Below are 21,199 nucleotides of genomic sequence, written 5' to 3'. Positions count from 1 at the left end.
CGGCTACACCGAAACCTTGGTTAAGTGAGCGCCGATAGTTGCATCGTATAATCCACAGACATACATCCAGCTGTATTCGTCTTCCGACCTGACTTTGACCTTTTCCGATACCTGTGCTTGTAGTTCATCCGAACCCATCATGGCTTCCACGCCCGTGGCTATGGAGTCACAATCAGGATTCACGAAAATTGCATCAGTTCCTTGTAAGACCTCACGGTTGTAGACCGTATCCCTAGCGACGACTGGAGCGCCACATGCCATCGCTTGCACTAGCGCGGGATTTGTCCCGCCTACACTATGACCATGGAAATAGGCACCTGCGTTTTGCCACAGGGCCATGAGCATTTCATCGTCACTAACATGCCCAAGCCAGCACACATTCTCGTTTTTTGCTAGGGTCGCGGCGCGGGCATCAAGATCGCCGCCATAACCCGAAGACCCAACAATCACGACCTGGTAATTCTTGGAAATTCGATCTACCGCCTCAAAAAATTCAGGAACCGAATTTTCAGGAACAAAGCGAGCGACAAGCAAGACGTATTTGCGCTTACTGAGCCTAAGAGGAGGATCCAACCGGCCGGGTATTTCACCGCCGTAAGGAATGAAGACGCTGTCGCGCATAAATTCTACTTGCCAGCGTCGCTGAATCTCAAGGGCATCGGTGATGAGAGTGGTGGCAAATTTAGCTGTCAAGAAGGCGCCAAGCCTGAATATCGTCTTAGCAAGACGCCCCCATTTTGCACGCTCCCACTCCATGCCATCAACATTGACGACTACTGGTATTCCACGAAGTCGCAAAAGTGGAAGCCAAAAGCCATTTGCAACATTCATCACCAAAGCGACGTCCGGTTTGTGATGCAGGGCATGCAACACCGCTGTGAGTCCGTAAGATAGGGTGCTAACGGATTTTCTTTCGACTCCTACGGTGACAACTGTCTTGACCCTGGAGTCGGTGGCCGGATCATTGATCTTGGTAGCGCCTCTGCGACCGTAAACTGTAACATCCCAGCCTTGGTCCGCAAGATATGGGGCCAGCTTTCGCACCGCGGTCTCGAACCCACCATAGTAACTCGGGTACCCCCGAGTACCGATAACTGCCACAGATTTTGTCATGCAGGACCCCAATCCAGATCGCGGAAACAATTTCAAACACCGGATACTATACGTGGCAGCCAAGACGTTGAAGGCTTCGATGCGCCGGGCGCATACCCCGACGCAATGTGGGGTGAGTGAGCAAGGTCCGGGTGTATATTTGTCTGCTGGGGACGTGCATTCCGGATAACATCGATTAGCGATCGGCCGGCTTCACAGACGCCGAAGTAGAGATCTCCTGCTGGGGTCGGAGACCAGAACGCTCTGAGAGGTAATTAGTTTGGAAATTGGCGATTACTTTCGGATTCTAAGACGTCGATGGCTAGGCGTAGTATCATCTGCACTTCTAGGTCTTCTCGTGGCCGGAGCGGTCTCACTAGCGCTCAAGCCTACTTACCGAGCCGAGACGCAGTTGTTCGTGGCGATCCAGTCGTCTGGTTCTGTCCAAGACTTGCAGCAAGGGAACACCTTCAGCCAGTCGCGTGTGCAGTCGTATGTACAAACCGTCGCAACCCCCTCAGTCTTGCAGCCAGCGATCGATACCCTTGGGTTAGACGTAACGCCGACGGCCCTTGCGGAACGTGTTAAAGCTAATGCAGATCTCAACACGGTCATCATCACAATTTCTGCTGAGGACGAGTCCCCCGTTCAAGCCGCTGCTATCGCAAAGGCTGTGGGCGACAGTCTGGTCAGGACAGTAGCAAACCTTGAACGGCCCTCCGTCGATGGCACTTCTCTTGTCAAACTTTCCGTAGTCACGCCCGCGTCAGCCCCCCTCAAGCCCTCTGCCCCGGCGACAAGCCTTAACCTGCTCCTGGGGCTCATGATAGGTAGCGCGGTGGGAATTTCCGTGGCCATCCTGCGCACGACCTTGGATACTGCGGTTCGTGGTGAGGCTGATCTAAGGCAACTGTCCGACGCTCCTGTTCTGGGCGGCATAGCCTTCGACGGAGACGCCGAGAGGCGGCCTTTGCTGACACACGCACGTGCACAGAGCCCGAGGGCGGAAGCTTTCAGACAGATTCGCACTAACCTGCAATTCGCGCACGTGAGCCACAACTCTAAGGCTGTTCTAGTGACGTCCTCATTGCCGGGAGAAGGTAAGACAACGACCGCTGCAAACCTCGCTATAGCTATCGCACAAGCGGGAAAGACTGTGGTCTTGGTTGATGCGGACCTGCGGCGCCCACGCATTGACGACTACCTAGGCTTGGATCGCAATGCTGGGCTCACAACTGCTCTTATAGGTGCCGCTGACGTGAATGATCTTCTTCAGCCCTGGGGAGAAGATCAGCTTTACGTGTTGACGTCGGGCCAGATACCCCCTAATCCGAGTGAACTATTGGGCTCCAGCACCATGAAGGACCTGATTAAGGGTCTCGAGCGCGCTTTTGACGCTGTGATTATTGATGCTCCCTCTCTTCTCCCTGTCACGGACGCTACGGTTCTATCCCAGCAAGTCGGTGCTGTAGTGCTGGTCGTAGGGTCGTCCAAGGTCAAGCTTCCTGACTTGAAAAGATCTCTAGAGGCATTAGAAATGGTCGAGGCCCATCTTCTAGGAGTCGTCCTCAACTTGCTTCCTTCCAAGGGGCCAGACGCGTACTCGTATAGCTACTACAGTTATGAGGCGCCGAAGAAGAAAGTTTCTGGTTCCGCAGCAGGCATTCGTTAGGCAAGCAAAGCCAAAACAAGTAAATCTGTGTGGATCTACTCGTCCTTCCGTTGTCGCACGTACCTCGGTTATTTAGCAAGCAAAATCGTGATGGACGTCAGTACCAGAAGTCATTGAAAAACGACATTGGATTTTAAGTTTCGGTGCAACAGCGTGATGATTAATGAAGTCCTGATGGTCACGGCATCACAGTAGTTCTATTGATGAGTCTTGGTCGAGTGCGACTTCGACGAGGAAGGTTAAACAAATTGGGGGCTAATGACAATTGGCGCGTTAGGACTTCGCACTTGCTACGCGCGGTTGATGCATTTGTTATTGTTTGGGCTGTTGTCGGTGCTTATATCACACGCTTTGGTCTTGACCCTAATTTTCCTTTGGCTGGGGGGGAAGCCGCCTACGGTATTTTTTCTTTAGCCCTTATTGTCGCTTGGTGGTTGATGTTGGGAGCATGGAGTAGTCGACAGAGCCGTGTGCTCGGTGCTGGACCCGAAGAATATAAACGTGTAGCGGCAGCCTCTCTATGGCTGTTCGGCCTTGTTGCAATATTTTCCTATGTCTTCCGCGTCGATACAGCGCGCGGTTTTGTAGGCTTCGCGTTGCCCGTTGGGATTGTCGGGCTCCTCTTGGCTAGATGGCTGCTACGGCAACATTTGAACGTAAATCGTCTTAAGGGTCATAGCATGTCTCGGTTGCTAATCATAGGAGGAGCCAGTGCGGTCGCGCACCTCGCCAGATCGCTCCAGCGGTCTAAAGAAGCGGGTTATTCACCCGTAGCCGCATATATACCAGGGGTTCAGGGCTGCATAGATTTGGAGCCAGAATCTGGCCTTCCCGTACTCGGAAACGCAAGCGATACCGCCTCCATATTGGAAGCAATAAAGCAGAGTGGCGCCGACGCCGTAGCAGTGTCTGCCGGTGTACAACTGCATCCTCAAACTCTTCGCCATCTCGGTTGGGAGCTGGCGTCGAGAAACATCGGTCTGATCATGGCCCCAGCCTTAACTGACATTGCTGGTCCTCGGATCCACACCCAACAGGTATCAGGGCTCCCACTTATTCACGTCACGACGCCAAGCCTCGAAGGAGGGCAGCGGGTAGCTAAGCGTCTCTTCGATATCTCCGCCTCGGCTTTGCTTATTGTCCTTTTATCCCCATTGATGTTCATAGTTTCGATTTTGATTCGATTCGACAGTTCCGGTCCCATCCTATTTAGGCAAACGCGCGTCGGCATTGAAGGCAAGAACTTCTATATGCTCAAGTTCCGATCAATGGTCGCAGACGCAGAACAAAGACTGTCGGAGCTGGTGGAACTGAACGAGGGCAACGGTGTCCTATTCAAGATGAAGAGAGATCCGAGGATAACGCGCGTTGGGCAATACCTGCGGAGATTTAGTCTGGACGAACTTCCCCAGTTATTCAATGTCCTTGAGGGAACAATGAGTCTCGTCGGCCCACGTCCGCCACTTCCACGAGAAGTCGAATCCTACGAGAGTGATGTTAGGCGGCGGCTACTCGTCAAGCCTGGACTAACTGGCCTCTGGCAAGTGAGTGGGCGGTCGAACCTATCTTGGCAGGACTCTGTGCGGCTAGACCTCTATTACGTGGAGAACTGGTCGCTTCTTGGAGACCTCGTTATTATCCTCCGTACCATTCGCGCCGTATTCGGCAGCGCAGGTGCATACTGACGTCCACGAAAGGCTGCCACGATGAAACCCTTTGAAGGTGCAGGTCCGCCTAACAATGCATCGGACAGATTCTCAATAACAGGGATGAAGAAAACCGCCAAGACACGTCTTTTTGCAGTCGTTGCCATTTTTTTGACTTTCATGCTTGCCGGATTCGTCTGGTTGGGATTGAAGACTTCGACTATCAATGAAGAGTTAAATGCTGCAATAAGCCTCGGGCCAAAGCTTAAGTCACAAGTTCTGAATGGTGATTCCGAGGGAGCGACAGAGACCATTGGCACTCTCAAAATTCACACTGCCAAGGCTCGAGAAGCCACATCCGACCCTCTGTGGATGACGGCTTCGGTCCTACCTGGGATAGGTTCTAATTTGCAGGCTGTAACTACAGTGGCTACATCCGCCGATGACGTCGCCCGCCTTGCTGCCGAACCCCTTGTTTTGAGTCTCCACAGTCTTGGGTGGGACTCCCTTCGCCCGGGTCCAGAGGGTATGGATCTACAGCCTCTCGTGGACGCCCAACCGCTGATAGCCAGGGCAGCAAACGCTGTGGAACAATCCTTAGACAGGCTGCGGGCAATTGAGACCCAGAACCTCATTGCAGAAGTAGCAAGCCCTGTAGTGGGCGCACGGAAACAACTATCTTCTTTGAGCGGAGGTATCACTACAGCCGCCGACGTCGCACGCCTAGCCCCGAACATGATGGGCAACTCCGGGCGCCGAGAATACCTCCTCATGATTCAGAATAATGCGGAAGTCCGTGCAACCGGAGGAATTCCAGGAGCGTTAGCAGTACTCACAATAGACGGTGGGCGATTGAGCCTAGGGAATCAAACGAGTGCCACGGAGCTTGGCGTCATATCTCCTCCGGTCGTAATCGGGGGAGAGCAACAGCAGATCTATTCAGCTCGTTTGGGAAAATTCATGCAGGACGTCAATCTAACGCCTGATTTCCCTACGGCTGCTTCAACTGCTCGTGCCATGTGGGAGAGAAAAACCGGGCAGCTTTTAGACGGGGTTATCTCCATTGACCCCGTGGGCCTGAGCTACATCCTCCGGTCTACAGGACCAGTTTCGGTCACCGGTCCCGAACTCGCGGCGGTCAAGGGATCTGGCCTGCCAACGGAACTGACGGGGGACAACGTCGTGTCGACACTACTCTCAGACGCCTACGCCAAGATTCAGCAGCCAAAGCTACAGGATGCTTACTTCTCTGGTGTGGCCCAGGAAGTCTTCGCCGCTCTTTCCAGCGGCAAAGGCGAGGCCAAAGGCCTTATTACTGGCATTACCCGCGGGACGGAAGAAGGACGTGTCTTGGTTTGGTCTGCTAATTCGGACGAGCAGTCTGTGCTGGGAAAGTACACGTTAAGCGGCTCCGTTTCAGGGGTGAGTGTTTCCCCCGCCGAGTTCGGCATCTACCTCAATGACGGCACTGGCGCCAAAATGGACTACTACGTCAAGCGCACCGTTCAACTCGTTAAAGATTGCCCGGTGGACGGCTATGAACAAACAACGGTACGTGTGACCAGTACAAACACTGCACCGGCCAACGCCGCAACCTCATTGCCGTCATACGTCACCGGGGCTGGGGCGTTTGGGGTTCCACCTGGAACGGTGCAGACCAATATCGTTGCATACGGACCAGTTCAGGCAAACATCGAATCAGCCGCCCTCGAGGGCCAAAAAATTGCCTTCGCTCCCTACTTGCACTCGAACCGGCCTGTCGGCGTCGTAAGCCAACAACTGGCACCAGGTGAAACCAAAACTTTGGAGTTCACCTTTGGAAAGATCGTGCAGCACACGGAACCTAACGTGGTTGTCACGCCCACTGTCCAGTCTGTAAAGGACGTTGTCTTGCCTAACGTAAATGCAAGCTGCGACCAAGGCTGAAAGCTATGTGACTCTTGCGTTAACACTGTGTAAATCAACTGGATTGAGGTTGGTTGCGCAGGCGCTGGGATGGTATCTTCTATCTGGGATATCTATCCGTGGTTCTGCACTGGTCTCGTGCGGAGGGGACATTTCCCCATATCGGGTATCAAAGAAAATTAACGTCTCCGGGGGGACACACATGAAGAAGACTTTCGCTGCACTCGCACTTGCGGGCTCCATTGCACTCATCGGTTCCGCGCCCGCGATGGCCGCAACCTATCCGGCACTTCCGCCGCAGGCGGCCGTTTCCGATGGCACCGTTGGCCCGGGCGAGACCTTTGTCTTCCGGGGCCAGGGCTTCCTTGCCGGAGAACGGCTGATCATCCGCGTTACGCCGGGCCAGGCACCCGCTTCCAACGGCGCCAACATTGCCGGTAGCCGGGCAGTGGCAGCACGTATCGCCGTTGTCGCCGAAGCGCAGGAGCTTTCCACCACGGCCGACGCACAGGGTGCTTTCGCCCTGCCGATCGCCATCAACGAGGCCGGCACCTATAGCCTGACCGCAACCGGCACCACGTCCGGTGTTGTCGTTGGCCCCGTCACGGTCACCGTGGCAGCTTCGCTGGCCAACACCGGTGGCAACGCTGCCGGCACCACGGGCGGCGCTCCGCTGGCCAACACGGGCCTGGCCAACACCGGCGCCGACTCCGGCCTGGTTCTCTGGACCCTGGTCGGCGCTGGCGCACTGGCCGCAGGCGCCACCTCGGTAGTAGTGGTTCGCCGCCGCGCCAAGGCAGAGGCTGCTGCTTAGCCGCAACCCTTCATAGCACCAACGAAGGTGGGTGCCTCCCCGATATTGGAGAGGCACCCACCTTTTGCTTTGTGTGGTATCTATTGGATCTATGGGGAGACATTGGCGCAGAGCACCACGCGAGTACGACTTTTCCGTTCCACTCCCCCAGCCTCAAGTAGTCCGTTACGCCCTACTGTCGCTCCTCGCCCTCTCTGCCCTCGGAACCGCGGCCTACGCCCTTCTAGTGACCGCTTGAGACGTCTTTGACAATCCTCCAGAACCAGCGGCTTTGGCGCACTGCCCTGGCGGCTATGCTCATCCCCCTCGCCTTCATTGCGTTCTGGCCCTCCCCCATAGATCAGCCAGTCCAGGGGCAATTAGCAAGTGTCCTAGACATTCTTCACCGGCTCGGCGTTCCCGGCTGGCTGAACTACACGTTGGTTGAAGCGGCTGCCAACGTCCTGCTGTTTGTTCCGCTCGGAATTGTCAGCAGCCTTGCTTTTCCCAGGAAATACTGGTGGCAGATAGCTGCCCTGGGACTGTTGGTTTCAGGGTGCATCGAGCTGGGTCAACTTTTGTTTCTCCACAGCCGCTTTGCAGCTTTGTCAGACATTGTCACGAACACTGCGGGATCGACAATAGGTGGTCTTCTCGTGGTGCTGTTGAGGCGTGAATTCGAGGTCAGCCCAGGTCCAGGCCCAGGAGCGATCTCTGGCCCATCGTGACGTGAACAAATTTGGTTCCATTTCCGGCGTCACGGAAAATACAGTAATGCGCGGAATTATCCTCGCCGGGGGAACCGGTTCACGTCTTCATCCAATCACTCTGGGCATCAGCAAACAGCTGGTCCCGGTATACGACAAACCCATGATCTACTACCCGCTGTCCACACTCATGCTGGCCAGCATCCGGGACATCCTGATCATCACCACACCGCACGACGCAGACCAGTTCCAGCGACTGCTGGGCGACGGCAGCCGCTTCGGTGTCAATATCACGTACACCCAGCAGCCCTCGCCGGATGGTCTGGCTCAGGCCTTTGTCCTGGGTGCTGAGCACATTGGTGACGGCCCCGTCGCTCTGGTGCTTGGCGACAACATTTTCTACGGCCAAGGCATGGGAACCCAGCTGCGGCGGTTTGAAAACATCGATGGTGGAGCTGTCTTCGGCTACCGTGTCGCGGACCCTTCTGCCTACGGCGTGGTGGAGTTCGACGAGAACGGGCGGGCAATCTCCCTTGAGGAGAAGCCTGCCGAACCCAAGAGCCATTATGCAGTGCCCGGCCTTTACTTCTATGACAATGACGTAGTGCAGATTGCCCGCAACCTGAAGCCCTCCGCACGGGGCGAGCTGGAGATAACCGACGTCAATCGCGTCTACCTGGAGCGGGGCAAGCTGCAGGTGGAGATCCTTCCCCGCGGCACCGCCTGGTTGGACACGGGGACCTTCAATGACCTTAACGACGCGTCTGAGTTTGTCCGCACAGTGCAGCACCGGCAGGGACTCTCCATCGGCTGCCCGGAGGAAATCGCGTGGCGTCTCGGCTTCCTCAGCGACGACGAGCTCCGGGAACGCGCCGAGCCGCTTGCGAAGAGCGGCTACGGCAAGTACCTGCTGGAGCTCCTGGCAGAAAGTGCCGAGACATCCGCCGAGCGGCTGGAGCTCGTAACTCGCTAATCACCGACAATCGCCTTAAATGACATCGGGCCCATCACGAACAGTGATGGGCCCGATGTTTTGCGTCAAAACTACCCGACGAAGCTCTTCATCCAGGTCTTCAGGTCCTCGCCGAACTCCACGCGCTCGGATGCGAGGGTGATGACGGCCTTGAGGTAGCTGAGCTTGTCCCCGGTGTCGTACCGGCGGCCCTTGAAGACCACACCGTAAACGCCAGAGCCTTCGCCCTCGCCGGCGGCAAGGGTCTGCAGGGCGTCCGTCAGCTGGATCTCGTTGCCGCGGCCGGGCTCGGTGTTCTCCAGGACGCCGAACACGGAGTGGTGCAGCACGTAGCGGCCGATCACGGCCAGGTTGGACGGCGCCTCGCCGACAGCCGGCTTCTCCACCAGGCTGTTGACGCGGACGTAGTCCTCGCCTTCCACAGCGGTGATGTCTGCGCAGCCGTACGCACTGATCTGCGACGGATCAACCTCGATCAGCGCGATCACGGAACCGCCGGTCTTTTGCTGCACCTCCATCATGGTGCTCAGCAGGTCCTCAGCCTCGTCAATGAGGTCATCACCCAGGAGCACCGCAAAGGGCTCGTCGCCCACGTGCTGCTGCGCGCAGAGCACTGCGTGGCCCAGGCCCTTGGCCTCGCCCTGGCGGACATAGTGGATGGGGCCCAGATTGGAGGCGTAGTCCACCATGCCCAGCTTGTCCTTGTCCCCCTTGGCCTCCAGCGCGGCCTCCAGGCCGGGCTCGCGGTCAAAGTGGTCCTCCAAGGCGCGCTTGTTGCGGCCCGTGATCATCAGCAGGTCCGTGAGGCCCGCATCAACCGCTTCCTCCACCACGTACTGGATGGCCGGGCGGTCAACCACCGGCAGCATTTCCTTCGGCATTGCCTTGGTGGCGGGCAGGAAGCGTGTCCCCAATCCGGCAGCAGGAATGACGGCTTTGGTAATAGCTTTCCCCTTAGTCATAGCTGAACCTTACAAATCAGCGGGAGACAAAGGCAATTTGCCGCCTGTGAAGTTCGGCTCACGCTTCTCCTGGAAAGCCCGTTTCTGCCCGCGCGCGCAGAAGGCCTACCGCGTGACCTCTTCCAGCAGTTCCAGTACGTGCCGGTACTCCTGGCCGGTTGCGCGGGTCATGCCCAGCTCGCAGGTGCGGTTGCACGAGGCGTGCGCCGACGCGTCCAGTTGCCCCACTTCCAAAGCCTGCTTCCGGGTGGCGGACGCCGTGAGCTCGGGGTGGAGCATTCCGCGGTCCCCCGCGAAGGCGCAGCAGCCCCAGTTCACCGGCACATCCACCCTCTCCGCCACGGCCTGGGCCACCGACTCCAGGGCGCCGTTGATTCCCAGCCGTGTGGAGGAGCAGGTGGGGTGCAGAGCCAGCGATTCGAGCTTTGCGTGTTCCGGCAGCCTGGGCAGGATGTGCTCGGCGACGAAATCAACGGCATCCACCATCCGCAACGGCCGCTGGCCAACTAACGGGTTATCGGCTTCAACCGCCTGCCGGAGGCCCTCCGTGCAGGACGACGCATCGCAGATGATGGCCAGCTCGCCGTCCCGGGTTGCCTCCCGCAGCGCTGCCAGCGTCTTCTCCTTCATGGTGGCCTGGCCAGCCTCCATTCCCTTCGAAGACCACGGGGTGCCACAGCAGAGTGAATCAATTCCCTCCGGCACCAGCAGCGTGATCCCGGCCCGTTCACACAGCTGCTCAAAGCTGTACTGGACGCCGCTGTACTGGACGCCCCGTCCGGCAGCAGGCCCGCCGGGTTCGGAACCTGCCCCGGCCGGCCCGAACATCGTCCCCACGCAGGCGGGGAAGTAGACGGCGTCCGGTGCCCGGTCCGGCGTCGGGCGTTTCCGTGCGGAACCGCCGCCGGGCAGCTCCGGCGAGTACAGCGGCACAGTGTCCGTGCCCAGCACTGCGCGCGCCGCCTTGTTGGGCGCCATTACGGCCGGGGCCGGCAGCTTGTTCACCACGGTCAGGGCCAGTGACGCCCCCCGCGTGACCCCGCTCCAGTGCTTGGCCGCGGCGTTCCAGGCGCCGTTGGCCACGGGCCCGGCCTCGGAACGCCGGATCCGCTTGACCAGCACGCCGGTGTTGATGTCCACCGGGCAAGCAGTCTGGCACATCCCGTCCACGGCGCAGGTCTGCACGGACTCGTAGTCGTAGTCCCTCTCCAGCTCCTTCACCAGCGCCGTGTCGCCGGCGAGCCGTGCGGCCTCGATGGCGCGCAGGGTGACGATGCGCTGGCGCGGCGTCAGGGTGAGGTCCTTGCTGGGGCACACCGGCTCGCAGTACCCGCAGGAGACGCAGCGGTCCACTTCCTCTGCCACCGGCGGCGCCGTCTTGATATGCCGCATGTGCGCCTGGGGATCGTCGTCCATGAGCACGCCCGGATTGAGCATGCCGGCAGGATCAAACAGCTCCTTGATCCGACGCATCACGCCGTACAGCTCATCCCCGTACTGCCGCCGCACATACGGTGCCATCACCCGGCCGGTGCCGTGCTCCGCCTTGAGCGAGCCGCCCTCCCCCAGGACCAGGTCCACCATGTCCTCGGTGAACGCGCTGTACCTGTCCAGCTCCTCCGCCGTGGCGAAGCCGTCCGTGAGCATGAAGTGGACGTTGCCGTCCTTCGCGTGTCCAAAGATCACGCTGTTTTCGTACCGGTACTTGTCGAACAGCCGTATCAATTCACGGCATGTGCGCCCCAGGACCGGGACCGGCACCACTATGTCCTCCAGCAGCGCCGTGGTCCCCTGCGGCCGCGCACCCGCCACCGAGGCGTATAGGCCCTTGCGCAGGTGCCACAGCTGCGCACGTGCGGACGCGTCCGCGGTGAACTGCGCCGGGGCAGCCAGCTTCAGGCCGGCGAGGGTGCGTTCGCCCAATTCCCGCAGCGCCGCAACCTGGTCCTGCTGCCCGGCGGAATATTCCACCAGCAGCGCCGCGTGCTCGCGCACCGCAAGGTCGCGGACGACGGCGGGAGTCCCCTTCAGCGTCTGGCCCACCTTGAGCGAGAGCGCGTCCAGGAGTTCCACCGTGGCGGCCCCGGTCTCCACCAGCGCCGGCAATGCGGCGTTGGCGGCCTGCAGGTCCGGGAAGACCAGCAGGCCGGTGGCGGAATGCGGAAGCCGCGGGATGGTCCGGAACACCGCCTCCGCCACGAAGCCCAGAGTGCCTTCGCTGCCGACGATCAGGTGCGCCAGCATGTCCACCGGACGCGTGTAGTCCAGCAGGGAGTTAAGGCCGTAGCCCATGGTGTTCTTCATGCTGAACTGCTGCCTGATGCGGTCCACGGAATCGCTGTTTCCCCGCACCCTGGCCCCGAGCTGCGCCAGGCCCTCATACAGTTCCGGTTCCAGCGTCCGCAGCCGGGTGTCCGCGTCCGCTGCCCCGGTATCGATCACCGTTCCGGACGGCAGCACCACGGTGAGCGACTCGAGTGTGCGGTACGCGTTGTCAACCGTGCCGCAGTTCATGCCCGAGGAGTTGTTCGCCACCACGCCGCCGATGGTGCACGCGGCCTCGCTGGCCGGGTCCGGCCCGAACTTGCGCCCGTAGGGTGCCAGCCGCGCATTCAGGGCCCGGACCGTGACCCCAGGCTGCACGCGGACCCTGGCGCCGCCGTCGAGCACTTCGACGTTTCGGAAGTTGCGCCGCACGTCCACCAGCACGCCGTCCGTGACCGCCTGTCCGCTGAGGCTGGTGCCGCCGGAGCGAAGGGTGAGCGGAACGCCCTGCGCAGCGCTGGCCCGGAGCAGGGCGCCCACCTCTGCGGCGTCCCTGGCTACGGCCACCGCCTGCGGGATGAGCAGGAAGTGCGAGGCGTCATGGGCGTTGGCGTGCAGGTCGATGGCACGGGTCTTCACCTGTGCCGGATCGGCCACAGCCTGCCGGAAGATGTCGAGTTTCTGCATCAGGGCACCATCCAGCCCAGGACCGGGGTGGACTGCAGGACAATCAGCACAGTGATGAGGGCCAGCAGCCCCAGGCTCCAGCCGATCAGCTTACGGAACAGGGTTCCCTCGGCGCCTTCCAGCCCCACCGCGGCCGCGGCGACGGCCAGGTTCTGCAGTGAGAGCATCTTGCCCATGACACCGGCGGAGGAGTTGGCGGCGGCCATCAAAATCGGCGAGAGTCCTGTCTGCCCGGCGGCGGTGGCCTGCATCTGCCCGAACAGCGAGTTGGACGACGTATCCGAGCCGGTGAGCGCCACGCCGATCCAGCCGATCAGCGGCGAGAGGAGCGCGAAGAAGCCGCCGGCCGAGGCAAGCGCGAATCCCAGCGTGGTGGTCTGCCCGGACAGGTTCATGACGAAGGACAGGGCCAGGACGGTGGTGACCGTGAGGATGGTCCAGCGCAGCTGCTTCAGGGTCTCCCAGTAGATGCCCAGTCCCTTGATGGCAGAAATTTTGTACAACGCCATGGTGAGCAGGCCGGAGAGCAGCAGCAGCGTCCCGGTGGATTTGAGGTGGTCCAGCTTGAACTTGGTGGCCGCAACCGCCTTGCCGTCCGAGTCCTCGATGTGCAGGCCGGGCCAGGCGAACGTCGTAGTGCCCACCTGCCCCAGCCAGGTCTTGATGAACGGGATCTGGGCGATGGAGAACACGGCGATGATGATCAGGTAGGGCGCGACGGCGAGCCACACCTCACGCGGCGCCGGGCGGGTATTGTCCGCGGGGACTCCGGAAAGGTCCGGAACGCTCCCCTGCCGGCCGCCCGCCGTCGTGCGTTCCTGTCCGCCGTTGCTGCCCGCACTCTTCCCGCCGGCCATGGCGGGAACGGACGCGTCCTGTACTGATCCTTCCACGCGCACCGACTCCTTCGGCTGCCAGGCCTTCAGCATCAGCAGCACCGCCGCTACCGTGACCACCGCCGCCACCACGTCAGTCAGTTCCACGGCAAGGAAATTGGACGTGACGAACTGTGCGGCGGCGAACGCTCCGCCGGCCACCAGTGCAACGGGCCAGGTCTGCTTGACGCCGCGTTTGCCGTCCACGATGAAGACAAGCAGCAGCGGCACGATCAGGGCGATGAAGGGCGTCTGCCGGCCGGCCATGGCGGAAAGGTCGTGCAGCGGCAGGCCGGTCACGCCGTTGAGGGCGATGATGGGCGCGGCCATGGCGCCGAAGGCCACCGGTGCGGTGTTCGCCAGCAGCGAGACGACGGCGGACTTGAGCGGTTTCATGCCCGCAGCCATCAGCATGGCCGCCGAGATGGCGACAGGCGCGCCGAAACCTGCGAGCGACTCGAGGAGCGCACCGAAGCAGAACGCAATCAGGATTGAAAGGACCCGGAGGTCGTTGGAGATGGAGCGGATGGTCCGCCCCAGGGCATTGAACCACGGCGTGGCCACGGTGAGCTTGTAGATCCACAGCGCGTTGACCAGGATCCACAGGATGGGGAACAGGCCATAGAAGATGCCGGCCGCGGTGGCACTGAGGGCCTGGTCCAGGGGCATCCGCCAGCCCGCGACGGCCAGGACGAAGGACAGGGCCAGGCTGGCGATGGCAGCTTTGGCGGCCTTGACCCGGAAGACGCCCAGCAGGACGAACAACAGGACCAGGGGAAGTGCCGCGCACAGGGCGGAAAGCAGGAGGGACCCGGCGATGGGATCGAGGATCTGCTGAAACATATGACTCCAGATGGTGAGCAGCGCCACATCGGCGTGACGACTTCTCGATTGTCTAACAAGTACACATGTAGGTCAATAGAAGTGAATACTTGTCTGGCAAAATGGAAACCAACACGCACCCTTGTTTGTTGGAACGGAGATTTGTGGCCGGCCGTATTGCAGCTGTCTCGATTGTGGAAGCGGTGGCCTCGGACCTGCGGCTCCGCATTTTTTCCGGTGAGCTGCCCTCCGCCCACGCGCTGACGGAGACCGAGGTGGCCACGTCCTACGAGGTGGCACGGCCCACCGCCAAGGCCTCCATCGAGAAGCTGGTGGCCGAGGGGCTGCTGGTTCGCGGCGTGCACAAGACCGCCCGGGTGGCGGACCTGGGACCGGAATCCGTGCGCGATATCTACCTGGCCCGGGCGTACCTGGAGAGCGAAGTGCTGCGCCGGCTCGCCGCCGCCCGCACGGTGCCCGCAGGGGCGGTCCAGGCCAACCGGGATATCGCTGCACTGGCAACCGGCGCACCGCTGGACGTGGTGGAACCGGACATGCGGTTCCACACCAGCCTGATCGACGCCGTGGGGAATGAGCGGATCAGCAGGATGTACTCGTCCCTGGTGGCCGAGGTGCGCCTGTGCATGTCCCGGGTGCAGTCGCTGCACCTCCTGGACACCAACCTGATCCAGGCTGAACACCAAAAGCTCCTGGAGCTGATCGAGGCCGGAAAGGGCGAAGAGGCCGCCCAGCTCCTGGACCAGCACCTGGGCCGCGCCCGCGAGCGCCTGGTGGCCGCAATGGGTGGCGAGGCGGGCCCGGAGGCGGACCTGCCGTCCGGCCTGGCGGGGCAGTAACTCAGCCCGCCCTGCTGGCTGTCTGCTCGTACAACCAGGCAATATGGCTCCGCAGCAGCTCCGCGGCGCCATCAGCGTCCTTGGCTTCCACAGCATCGAAGATCCCGTGGTGGTGGGCCCTGAGCTGCTCGAGCACCACGGGCCACTGCCCGAGGGCATCCAGTGCATCCTTGATGTAGCCACGGATTGAGCCGCTGAGGGATTCCATGATCGTTTCAATGACCGTGTTGCCGGCCAGGGCACTGAGGGCCAGGTGGAACTGTGCGTCGAGGGCGTGGAAGGCGTCGGGGTCTATGTCCGGGGCATCCATGGCCTCGAGCAGTTCCCTGGCGCGTTGGATCCCGGCCGGATTGTCATGCTGGGCCGCGGTCCTTGCTGCCCACGTTTCCAGAAGGATCCGGGCTTCTACGATCTCCTCCACCGGAAGACTGCTGCTGGCAACGTGCAGGCGAAGCGTGGCGGACAACCCGGCTGACGGCTCGGAAACGATGACCGCGCCCGATTTGGGGCCAGACCTGTTGGAACTCCGGAGGACCCCCATTGCGTCCAGCAGGCGCATGGCCTCGCGCACTGAAGCGCGCGAGATCCCGTAGGTTTCCGCGAGTATCCGTTCGCCGGGCAGCTGGTCCCCGACCTTGAACCGGCCTGAGCGCAGGCCCGCCTCAATGTCCTCCACCAGGACGTCGTACGTCCGCTTGGACCCGGGTGCCACCGAAGGTTTGGTCATGGATCCATCCTGCCCTAACAACCGGCGCCGGCGTCCGATCCTGCTGCGCCGGCGGAAACCGGCGCAGCAGGATACACGGTGGGACGGGTTTCCGGCTCAGATCGCCTTGCCGGGGTTCAGGATTCCCTGCGGGTCGAACACCTTGCGGATGGAGCGCTGGAGTTCCAGCGAGATGCCGCCGAGCTCATCCTCGAGCCAGTCGCGCTTGAGCAGCCCGACGCCGTGTTCCCCTGTCAGGGTGCCGCCCAGGCGCTGGGCCAGGTAGAACATGTCGCCGAGGGCCTTTTTGGCCGGTCCTTCAGTGATGGACTGGTCGGGTTCGACGACGATCATCGGGTGCAGGTTGCCGTCCGCCGCGTGGGCCACGTTGAAGATCCGGACCCCCGTTTTCCGGGAGATGTCTTCGAGCCCCGCGAAGACATCCGCCAGCCGGTTCCGCGGCACTCCGATGTCGCAGATGGACACGCGGCCCATCTTCTCAAGGGACGGGATCGCTTCCCGCCGGGTGGCCACGAGTGCCTCCGCTGCCGCCGCATCCACAGCTTTCTCGACGTGGCTGGCGAAGGGTGCAATGGCCCTGAGGAGGACGTCCTGCTCGAGGAACGCGCCGTACCCGTCCGTCTGGGCCAGCAGGAATGCCCCGCCCTTGGACCGGTGGTTGGTGCCATGGACCGTGTCAACGGCTTCCAGGGTGGGGCCGTCCATGAGTTCCAGCACCGAAGGCTGCAGCCGGGCAGCGATGATGGCGGATGCGGCCAGCGCGGCGGCGTCCACGTCCGGGAAATAGGCGGCGACGGTGGCGGTCTGGATGGGCTTGGGCCGCAGGCGAAGGGTTGCTTCCACCACCACGCCCAGCGTTCCTTCGGACCCGATCATCAGGGCGTTCAGGTCATACCCCGTGACGCCCTTGATGGTGTTCCGCCCGGTCCGCAGCACCCGGCCATCGGGCAGGACCACGCGGAGGGCGAGCACCGATTCGCGTGTCACGCCATATTTCGCGCACCACATCCCGCCGGCGTTGGTGGCAATGTTGCCGCCGATGGAGCAGATGGCCGTGCTGGCCGGGTCCGGCGCATAGAAGAGTCCGTGCTCCCCCGCGGCGGCATTCACCTGCGCATTGAGCACGCCGGGTTCCACCACGGCCAGCTGCTCCACGGGATCGATGTGCAGGATCCGGTTCATCCGGGCCAGGTCAAGGACCACTTCGCCGGCCTGCGCGGAAGCTCCGGCAGCAAGGCCGGTTCCGGCTCCCCGGGGGACCACCGGGACGTTGTGGGCCGCGGCAAGCTTCATGGTGGCCACAACCTCTTCGGCGCTCGTGGCATAAACCACGCCGTCGGGCAGGCTGGGCGGTACGTAACCGGAACGGTCCGTGCTTACCCTGACCCTCTCATCCAGGTCTGTGGAGGCGTGGGCGCTTGCAGCGAGGACCGCTGCTGATGCTGTGACAGCTGTAGTTGTGCTCATGGGAAGGAAACCTCTTTGTTTTCTTGAGTGTGTTCTTTGGGAACCCGGCCAGGCGGAACCACTCCGGCGGCCGTATTTCCATGTGTAAAGGTGGCGCCGGCTAGGGGACCATCCAGCCGAGTACCGGGGTGGACTGCAGGACGATCAGCACCGTGATGAGGGCCAGCAGGCCCAGGCTCCAGCCGATCAGTTTGCGGAACAGCGTTCCCTCGGCGCCTTCCAGGCCCACCGCGGCGGAGGCGACGGCCAGGTTCTGCAGCGAAAGCATCTTGCCCATCACGCCGGCGGAGGAGTTGGAGGCGGCCATCAGCACCGGCGAGAGGCCGGTCTGCGCGGCGGCAGTGGCCTGCATCTGCCCGAAGAGTGAGTTGGACGAGGTGTCCGAGCCGGTAAGGGCAACACCGATCCAGCCGATCAGCGGCGAAAGGAAGGCGAAGAAGCCGCCGGCGGACGCGAGGGCGAGGCCCAGGGAGGTGGTCTGCCCGGACAGGTTCATGACGAAGGACAGGGCCAGGACGGTGGTGACCGTGAGGATGGTCCAGCGCAGCTGCTTCAGGGTTTCCCAGTAAATGCGCAGGCCCTGGGCTGCGGACAGGCGGTACAGGACCGTGGTGACGAGGCCGGAGACCAGAAGCAGGGTGCCGGTGGCTTTGAGGTGGTCGAACTTGAACTTCTGCGCGGCAACATGTTTCCCGTCGGCGTCCACGACGTCCAGGCCCGGCCAGGCGAAGCTCACGCTTCCGTTTGCGCCCAGCCAGTCCTTGACTGCCGGGATCTGGGCGATGGAGAAGACGGCCATGATGATCAGGTAGGGCGCTACGGCCATCCAGATTTCCCGGCGGGCGGGACGTTCCGCGGTGGTTGCCGGCACCGCGACCCGGGTGGTCGCAGCCGCGGAGATAGCCTCGGTAACCGACGCGGATGCCGGGGTCCTTGCCGAACCGCGGCCGGATGACGACGGACCGGACGGACGTCCTTCCTCAAGGTCGCCTGATCCGCCGGCCTGCCCGGACATGTCAATGATCTCCCGCGGCTGCCAGACACGGAGCATCAGCAGCACGGCGGCCACCGTAGCCACGGCAGCCACGACGTCGGTCAATTCAACGGCGATGAAGTTGGACGTGATGAACTGGAAGATCCCAAAGACTGCCCCGGCCACCAGCGCAACGGGCCAAGTCTGCTTCAGGCCGCGCCTGCCGTCGACGATGACAACGAGCAGCAGCGGCACGATCAGGGCGATGAAGGGGGTTTGGCGGCCGGCCATGGAGGACAGATCGTGCAGCGGCAGGCCAGTGACGCCGTTCAGGGCGATGATGGGTGCGGCCATGGCGCCGAACGCGACCGGCGCGGTGTTGGCCAGAAGCGAGACGATGGCGGATTTCAGCGGCTTCATGCCGGCGGCCATCAGCATCGCGGACGTGATGGCAACCGGGGCGCCGAAACCTGCGAGCGATTCAAGGAGCGCGCCGAAACAGAACGCGATCAGGATCGACAGGATCCGCAGATCGTTGGAGATGGAGCGGATAGTCCGGCCCAGGGCATCAAACCAGGGCGTGGCCACAGTGAGCTTGTAAACCCAAAGGGCGTTGATGAGGATCCACAGGATAGGGAACAGACCGTAGAGGACTCCTTCGGCCGTGGCGCTGAAGACCTGGTCCACCGGCATTCGCCAGACCAAAAGGGCCAGGATGATGGACAGCGCCAGGCTGGCGAGAGCGGCTTTGGCCGCTTTCACGCGGAAGACGCCCAGCAGGACAAACAAGAGAATCAACGGCAATGCCGCGCAAAGCGCGGACAGTCCGAGTGAACCCCAGAGGGGGTCCACGGCTTGCTGGTAAGTGCTCACAAAAAACTCCTTTGTATTTGGAGCGGGGAGGGTGGGGCGCGATGGAAGGGTTTATAAACGCCGAGCAGAAAATTCCACGATGTGAGATTGAGATATTGTCTCGTGGACAAACTGTATGTATTGGTCTGACCGCTAGTCAATGGTCTGACCGATTTATCTGGAGCCCTTGTTTTTTCATCTGGCAGAACCTAATGTCCGTATCGTGAAAATTCCCGAAAGGACTATGTAATGCCCCTGACACGAACCGCTGACCTGCCCTTTGACCGCGCCGCGGAAATCCTGACACCGGAAGCCCTGGAGTTCCTGGCCGGCCTCCATGGCCGTTTCGCTGCCGAACGCGAAGCCCGCCTGTCTGCACGGCAGGAGCGCCGCGCGGAGGCAGCACAGACCGGAATCTTGGACTTCCTGCCGGAGACAGCAGAGGTGCGCGAGGGCGACTGGACCGTTGCCCCGGCGCCGTCCGCCCTCCAGGACCGCCGGGTGGAAATCACCGGCCCCTGCTCCCCCGCGAAGATGGCGATCAACGCCCTGAACTCAGGTGCAAAGGTATGGCTGGCAGACCTGGAGGACGCCAGCTGCCCAACATGGTTCAACGTCATCGACGGCCAACTCTCGCTGTACGATGCCGCACGCGGAACCCTGGCCTACACGTCCCCCGAGGGCAAGACCTACGCCGTCCGCACCGACGCGCCCACCGCCGTCGTCATCATGCGTCCCCGCGGTTGGCACATGGAGGAGCGGAACCTGGAATTCGACGGCAAGCCCGCCATCGGCGCCCTGGTGGACTTTGGCCTGCATTTCTTCCACAACGCCAAGCAGCTTCTCGACAACGGCCACGGCCCTTACTACTACCTGCCCAAGATGGAAAGCCACCTCGAAGCCCGGCTGTGGAACGACATCTTCGTTTTCGCCCAGGACGCCCTCGGCATCCCGCAGGGAACCATCCGGGCCACCGTCCTGGTGGAAACCATTCCCGCGGCCTTCGAGATGGACGAGATCCTGTATGAGCTGCGGAACCATGCCTCGGGCCTCAACGCCGGGCGCTGGGATTACCTGTTCAGCATCATCAAGTACTTCCGCGATTCCGGTTCGAAGTTCAGCCTGCCGGACCGTGCAGCCGTGTCGATGACCGTTCCCTTCATGCGCGCCTACACCGAACTGCTGGTCAAGACCTGCCACCAGCGCGGCGCGTTTGCCATGGGTGGCATGGCAGCGGTCATTCCGAACCGCCGCCAGCCGGAAGTCACCGAAGAGGCATTCGCAAAAGTACGGGGTGACAAGACCCGCGAGGCCAACGACGGATTCGACGGCTCCTGGATTGCGCACCCGGACCTGGTCCCCATCTGCATGGAGGTATTCGACCAGGTTCTGGGAGACGCCCCCAACCAGGTGCAGCGGACACGCCCGGAGGTCCATGTCACCGCCGAACAACTGCTCGACATCGAGTCAGCACCCGGCGAAGTGACCGAGGCAGGTCTCCGCGGGAACCTGTACGTTTCTGTCGCCTACACCGCAGTGTGGCTGTCCGGGAACGGGGCTGTTGCCATCCACAACCTGATGGAAGATGCCGCGACGGCCGAAATCTCCCGGTCGCAGGTCTGGCAGCAGATCCGCAACGGGGCAGTCTTCGCAGACACCGGGAACACGGCCACGCGCCAACTGGTTGAGCGTCTGCTGGCGGAGGAAACGGAAAAGCTCCGGGGCGAGGTGGGCGAGGCACTGTTCAACCGGTACTACGCGCCGGCGTCCGGTATCATTTCCCGGATCTGCCTTTCCGAGGACTACACCGACTTCCTCACCACACCGGCCTACGAGGTACTGGAATCAGAAATGGCGGTCCGGTAGGAGGACTCGTCCCGCGCTTGGCTGGATGGAGGGCCGCGGCCATGTGTCAGCGGCCCTC

The 21,199-nt window shown here is 61.6% G+C and carries 15 protein-coding genes; 8 read left to right on the top strand and 7 right to left on the bottom strand.

Translation table 11 applies throughout. The annotated features are described in order from the left end of the window. Window positions 1-3: 3 nt before the first annotated feature. Entirely contained in the window at window positions 4-1,113 is a 1,110-nt protein-coding gene (locus ASG86_RS20015; protein WP_082566620.1) for a glycosyltransferase, read from the bottom strand. A 259-nt stretch (window positions 1,114-1,372) separates the two neighbouring features. Here ASG86_RS20015 and ASG86_RS01480 point away from each other — a divergent pair, with 259 nt between their 5' ends. From ASG86_RS01480 to rfbA, 6 genes are all read left to right on the top strand, one after another. Then, window positions 1,373-2,764 (top strand): polysaccharide biosynthesis tyrosine autokinase, encoded by a 1,392-nt coding sequence (locus tag ASG86_RS01480; RefSeq protein WP_056329172.1) that lies wholly within the window; start codon window positions 1,373-1,375, stop codon window positions 2,762-2,764. A gap of 203 nt (window positions 2,765-2,967) precedes the next feature. Beyond that, the gene (locus ASG86_RS01475) at window positions 2,968-4,449 is read left to right on the top strand and encodes a sugar transferase (RefSeq protein WP_082566638.1); all 1,482 of its coding nucleotides are present in this window, start codon (window positions 2,968-2,970) and stop codon (window positions 4,447-4,449) included. A 21-nt stretch (window positions 4,450-4,470) separates the two neighbouring features. Then, window positions 4,471-6,336, top strand: a complete 1,866-nt coding sequence (locus ASG86_RS01470; protein ID WP_235565045.1) for a DUF4012 domain-containing protein — start codon at window positions 4,471-4,473, stop codon at window positions 6,334-6,336. Window positions 6,337-6,517: 181 nt separating this feature from the next. Next, window positions 6,518-7,129, top strand: a complete 612-nt coding sequence (locus ASG86_RS01465; protein ID WP_056329166.1) for an LPXTG cell wall anchor domain-containing protein — start codon at window positions 6,518-6,520, stop codon at window positions 7,127-7,129. Window positions 7,130-7,422: 293 nt separating this feature from the next. After that, window positions 7,423-7,836: a VanZ family protein gene (locus tag ASG86_RS01460; protein ID WP_056329689.1), complete on the top strand. Its 414-nt coding sequence runs from the start codon at window positions 7,423-7,425 to the stop codon at window positions 7,834-7,836. Window positions 7,837-7,882: 46 nt separating this feature from the next. Next, on the top strand, window positions 7,883-8,788 hold the full coding sequence (gene rfbA / locus ASG86_RS01455) for a glucose-1-phosphate thymidylyltransferase RfbA (protein WP_056329685.1): 906 nt from the start codon (window positions 7,883-7,885) through the stop codon (window positions 8,786-8,788). Between the two features lie 71 nt (window positions 8,789-8,859). Here the strand turns inward: rfbA and galU are convergent, their stop codons facing one another. The 3 genes from galU to ASG86_RS01440 form a co-directional block, all read right to left on the bottom strand. Continuing rightward, complete coding sequence (gene galU / locus ASG86_RS01450; protein WP_056329163.1) at window positions 8,860-9,750, bottom strand: UTP--glucose-1-phosphate uridylyltransferase GalU; 891 nt, start codon at window positions 9,748-9,750, stop codon at window positions 8,860-8,862. Window positions 9,751-9,855: 105 nt separating this feature from the next. Next, window positions 9,856-12,702, bottom strand: a complete 2,847-nt coding sequence (locus tag ASG86_RS01445; protein WP_056329160.1) for an FAD-binding and (Fe-S)-binding domain-containing protein — start codon at window positions 12,700-12,702, stop codon at window positions 9,856-9,858. Then, on the bottom strand, window positions 12,702-14,420 hold the full coding sequence (locus ASG86_RS01440; RefSeq protein WP_056329158.1) for an L-lactate permease: 1,719 nt from the start codon (window positions 14,418-14,420) through the stop codon (window positions 12,702-12,704). Before ASG86_RS01440 ends, ASG86_RS01445 begins: the two co-directional genes overlap by 1 nt. A 143-nt stretch (window positions 14,421-14,563) precedes the next feature. Here ASG86_RS01440 and ASG86_RS01435 point away from each other — a divergent pair, with 143 nt between their 5' ends. Next, window positions 14,564-15,256, top strand: a complete 693-nt coding sequence (locus tag ASG86_RS01435) for a GntR family transcriptional regulator (RefSeq protein WP_056329155.1) — start codon at window positions 14,564-14,566, stop codon at window positions 15,254-15,256. A gap of 1 nt (window position 15,257) precedes the next feature. On the opposite strand, the gene ASG86_RS01430 is transcribed toward ASG86_RS01435, so the two are convergent. From ASG86_RS01430 to ASG86_RS01420, 3 genes are all read right to left on the bottom strand, one after another. Beyond that, window positions 15,258-15,983 carry a FadR/GntR family transcriptional regulator gene (locus ASG86_RS01430; protein ID WP_056329152.1) on the bottom strand — a complete coding sequence of 242 codons (726 nt, stop codon included), beginning with the start codon at window positions 15,981-15,983 and terminating at the stop codon, window positions 15,258-15,260. A 96-nt stretch (window positions 15,984-16,079) separates the two neighbouring features. Beyond that, window positions 16,080-17,450 (bottom strand): FAD-binding oxidoreductase, encoded by a 1,371-nt coding sequence (locus tag ASG86_RS01425; protein WP_056329149.1) that lies wholly within the window; start codon window positions 17,448-17,450, stop codon window positions 16,080-16,082. 100 nt (window positions 17,451-17,550) lie between these two features. After that, the gene (locus tag ASG86_RS01420; RefSeq protein ID WP_056329146.1) at window positions 17,551-19,296 is read right to left on the bottom strand and encodes an L-lactate permease; all 1,746 of its coding nucleotides are present in this window, start codon (window positions 19,294-19,296) and stop codon (window positions 17,551-17,553) included. Between the two features lie 228 nt (window positions 19,297-19,524). Between ASG86_RS01420 and aceB the strand changes: the two genes are divergently transcribed. Then, window positions 19,525-21,141 (top strand): malate synthase A, encoded by a 1,617-nt coding sequence (aceB, locus tag ASG86_RS01415; RefSeq protein WP_056329143.1) that lies wholly within the window; start codon window positions 19,525-19,527, stop codon window positions 21,139-21,141. Window positions 21,142-21,199 lie beyond the last annotated feature (58 nt).

The sequence above is a fragment of the Arthrobacter sp. Soil764 genome, from assembly GCF_001428075.1.
In the GTDB taxonomy this organism is placed as follows: domain Bacteria; phylum Actinomycetota; class Actinomycetes; order Actinomycetales; family Micrococcaceae; genus Arthrobacter.
The sequence above is the reverse complement of the archived record's forward strand: the minus strand, read 5'-3'. Positions and strand labels throughout refer to the sequence as shown.

Coding starts and splice junctions, on each gene's coding strand:
- ASG86_RS20015 (WP_082566620.1), bottom strand. CDS start 1,113: ATGACAAAATCTGTGGCAGTTATCGGTACTCGGGGGTACCCGAGTTAC.
- ASG86_RS01475 (WP_082566638.1), top strand. CDS start 2,968: ATGAGTCTTGGTCGAGTGCGACTTCGACGAGGAAGGTTAAACAAATTG.
- ASG86_RS01470 (WP_235565045.1), top strand. CDS start 4,471: ATGAAACCCTTTGAAGGTGCAGGTCCGCCTAACAATGCATCGGACAGA.
- ASG86_RS01465 (WP_056329166.1), top strand. CDS start 6,518: ATGAAGAAGACTTTCGCTGCACTCGCACTTGCGGGCTCCATTGCACTC.
- ASG86_RS01460 (WP_056329689.1), top strand. CDS start 7,423: ATGCTCATCCCCCTCGCCTTCATTGCGTTCTGGCCCTCCCCCATAGAT.
- rfbA (WP_056329685.1), top strand. CDS start 7,883: ATGCGCGGAATTATCCTCGCCGGGGGAACCGGTTCACGTCTTCATCCA.
- galU (WP_056329163.1), bottom strand. CDS start 9,750: ATGACTAAGGGGAAAGCTATTACCAAAGCCGTCATTCCTGCTGCCGGA.
- ASG86_RS01445 (WP_056329160.1), bottom strand. CDS start 12,702: ATGCAGAAACTCGACATCTTCCGGCAGGCTGTGGCCGATCCGGCACAG.
- ASG86_RS01440 (WP_056329158.1), bottom strand. CDS start 14,420: ATGTTTCAGCAGATCCTCGATCCCATCGCCGGGTCCCTCCTGCTTTCC.
- ASG86_RS01430 (WP_056329152.1), bottom strand. CDS start 15,983: ATGACCAAACCTTCGGTGGCACCCGGGTCCAAGCGGACGTACGACGTC.
- ASG86_RS01425 (WP_056329149.1), bottom strand. CDS start 17,450: ATGAGCACAACTACAGCTGTCACAGCATCAGCAGCGGTCCTCGCTGCA.
- aceB (WP_056329143.1), top strand. CDS start 19,525: ATGCCCCTGACACGAACCGCTGACCTGCCCTTTGACCGCGCCGCGGAA.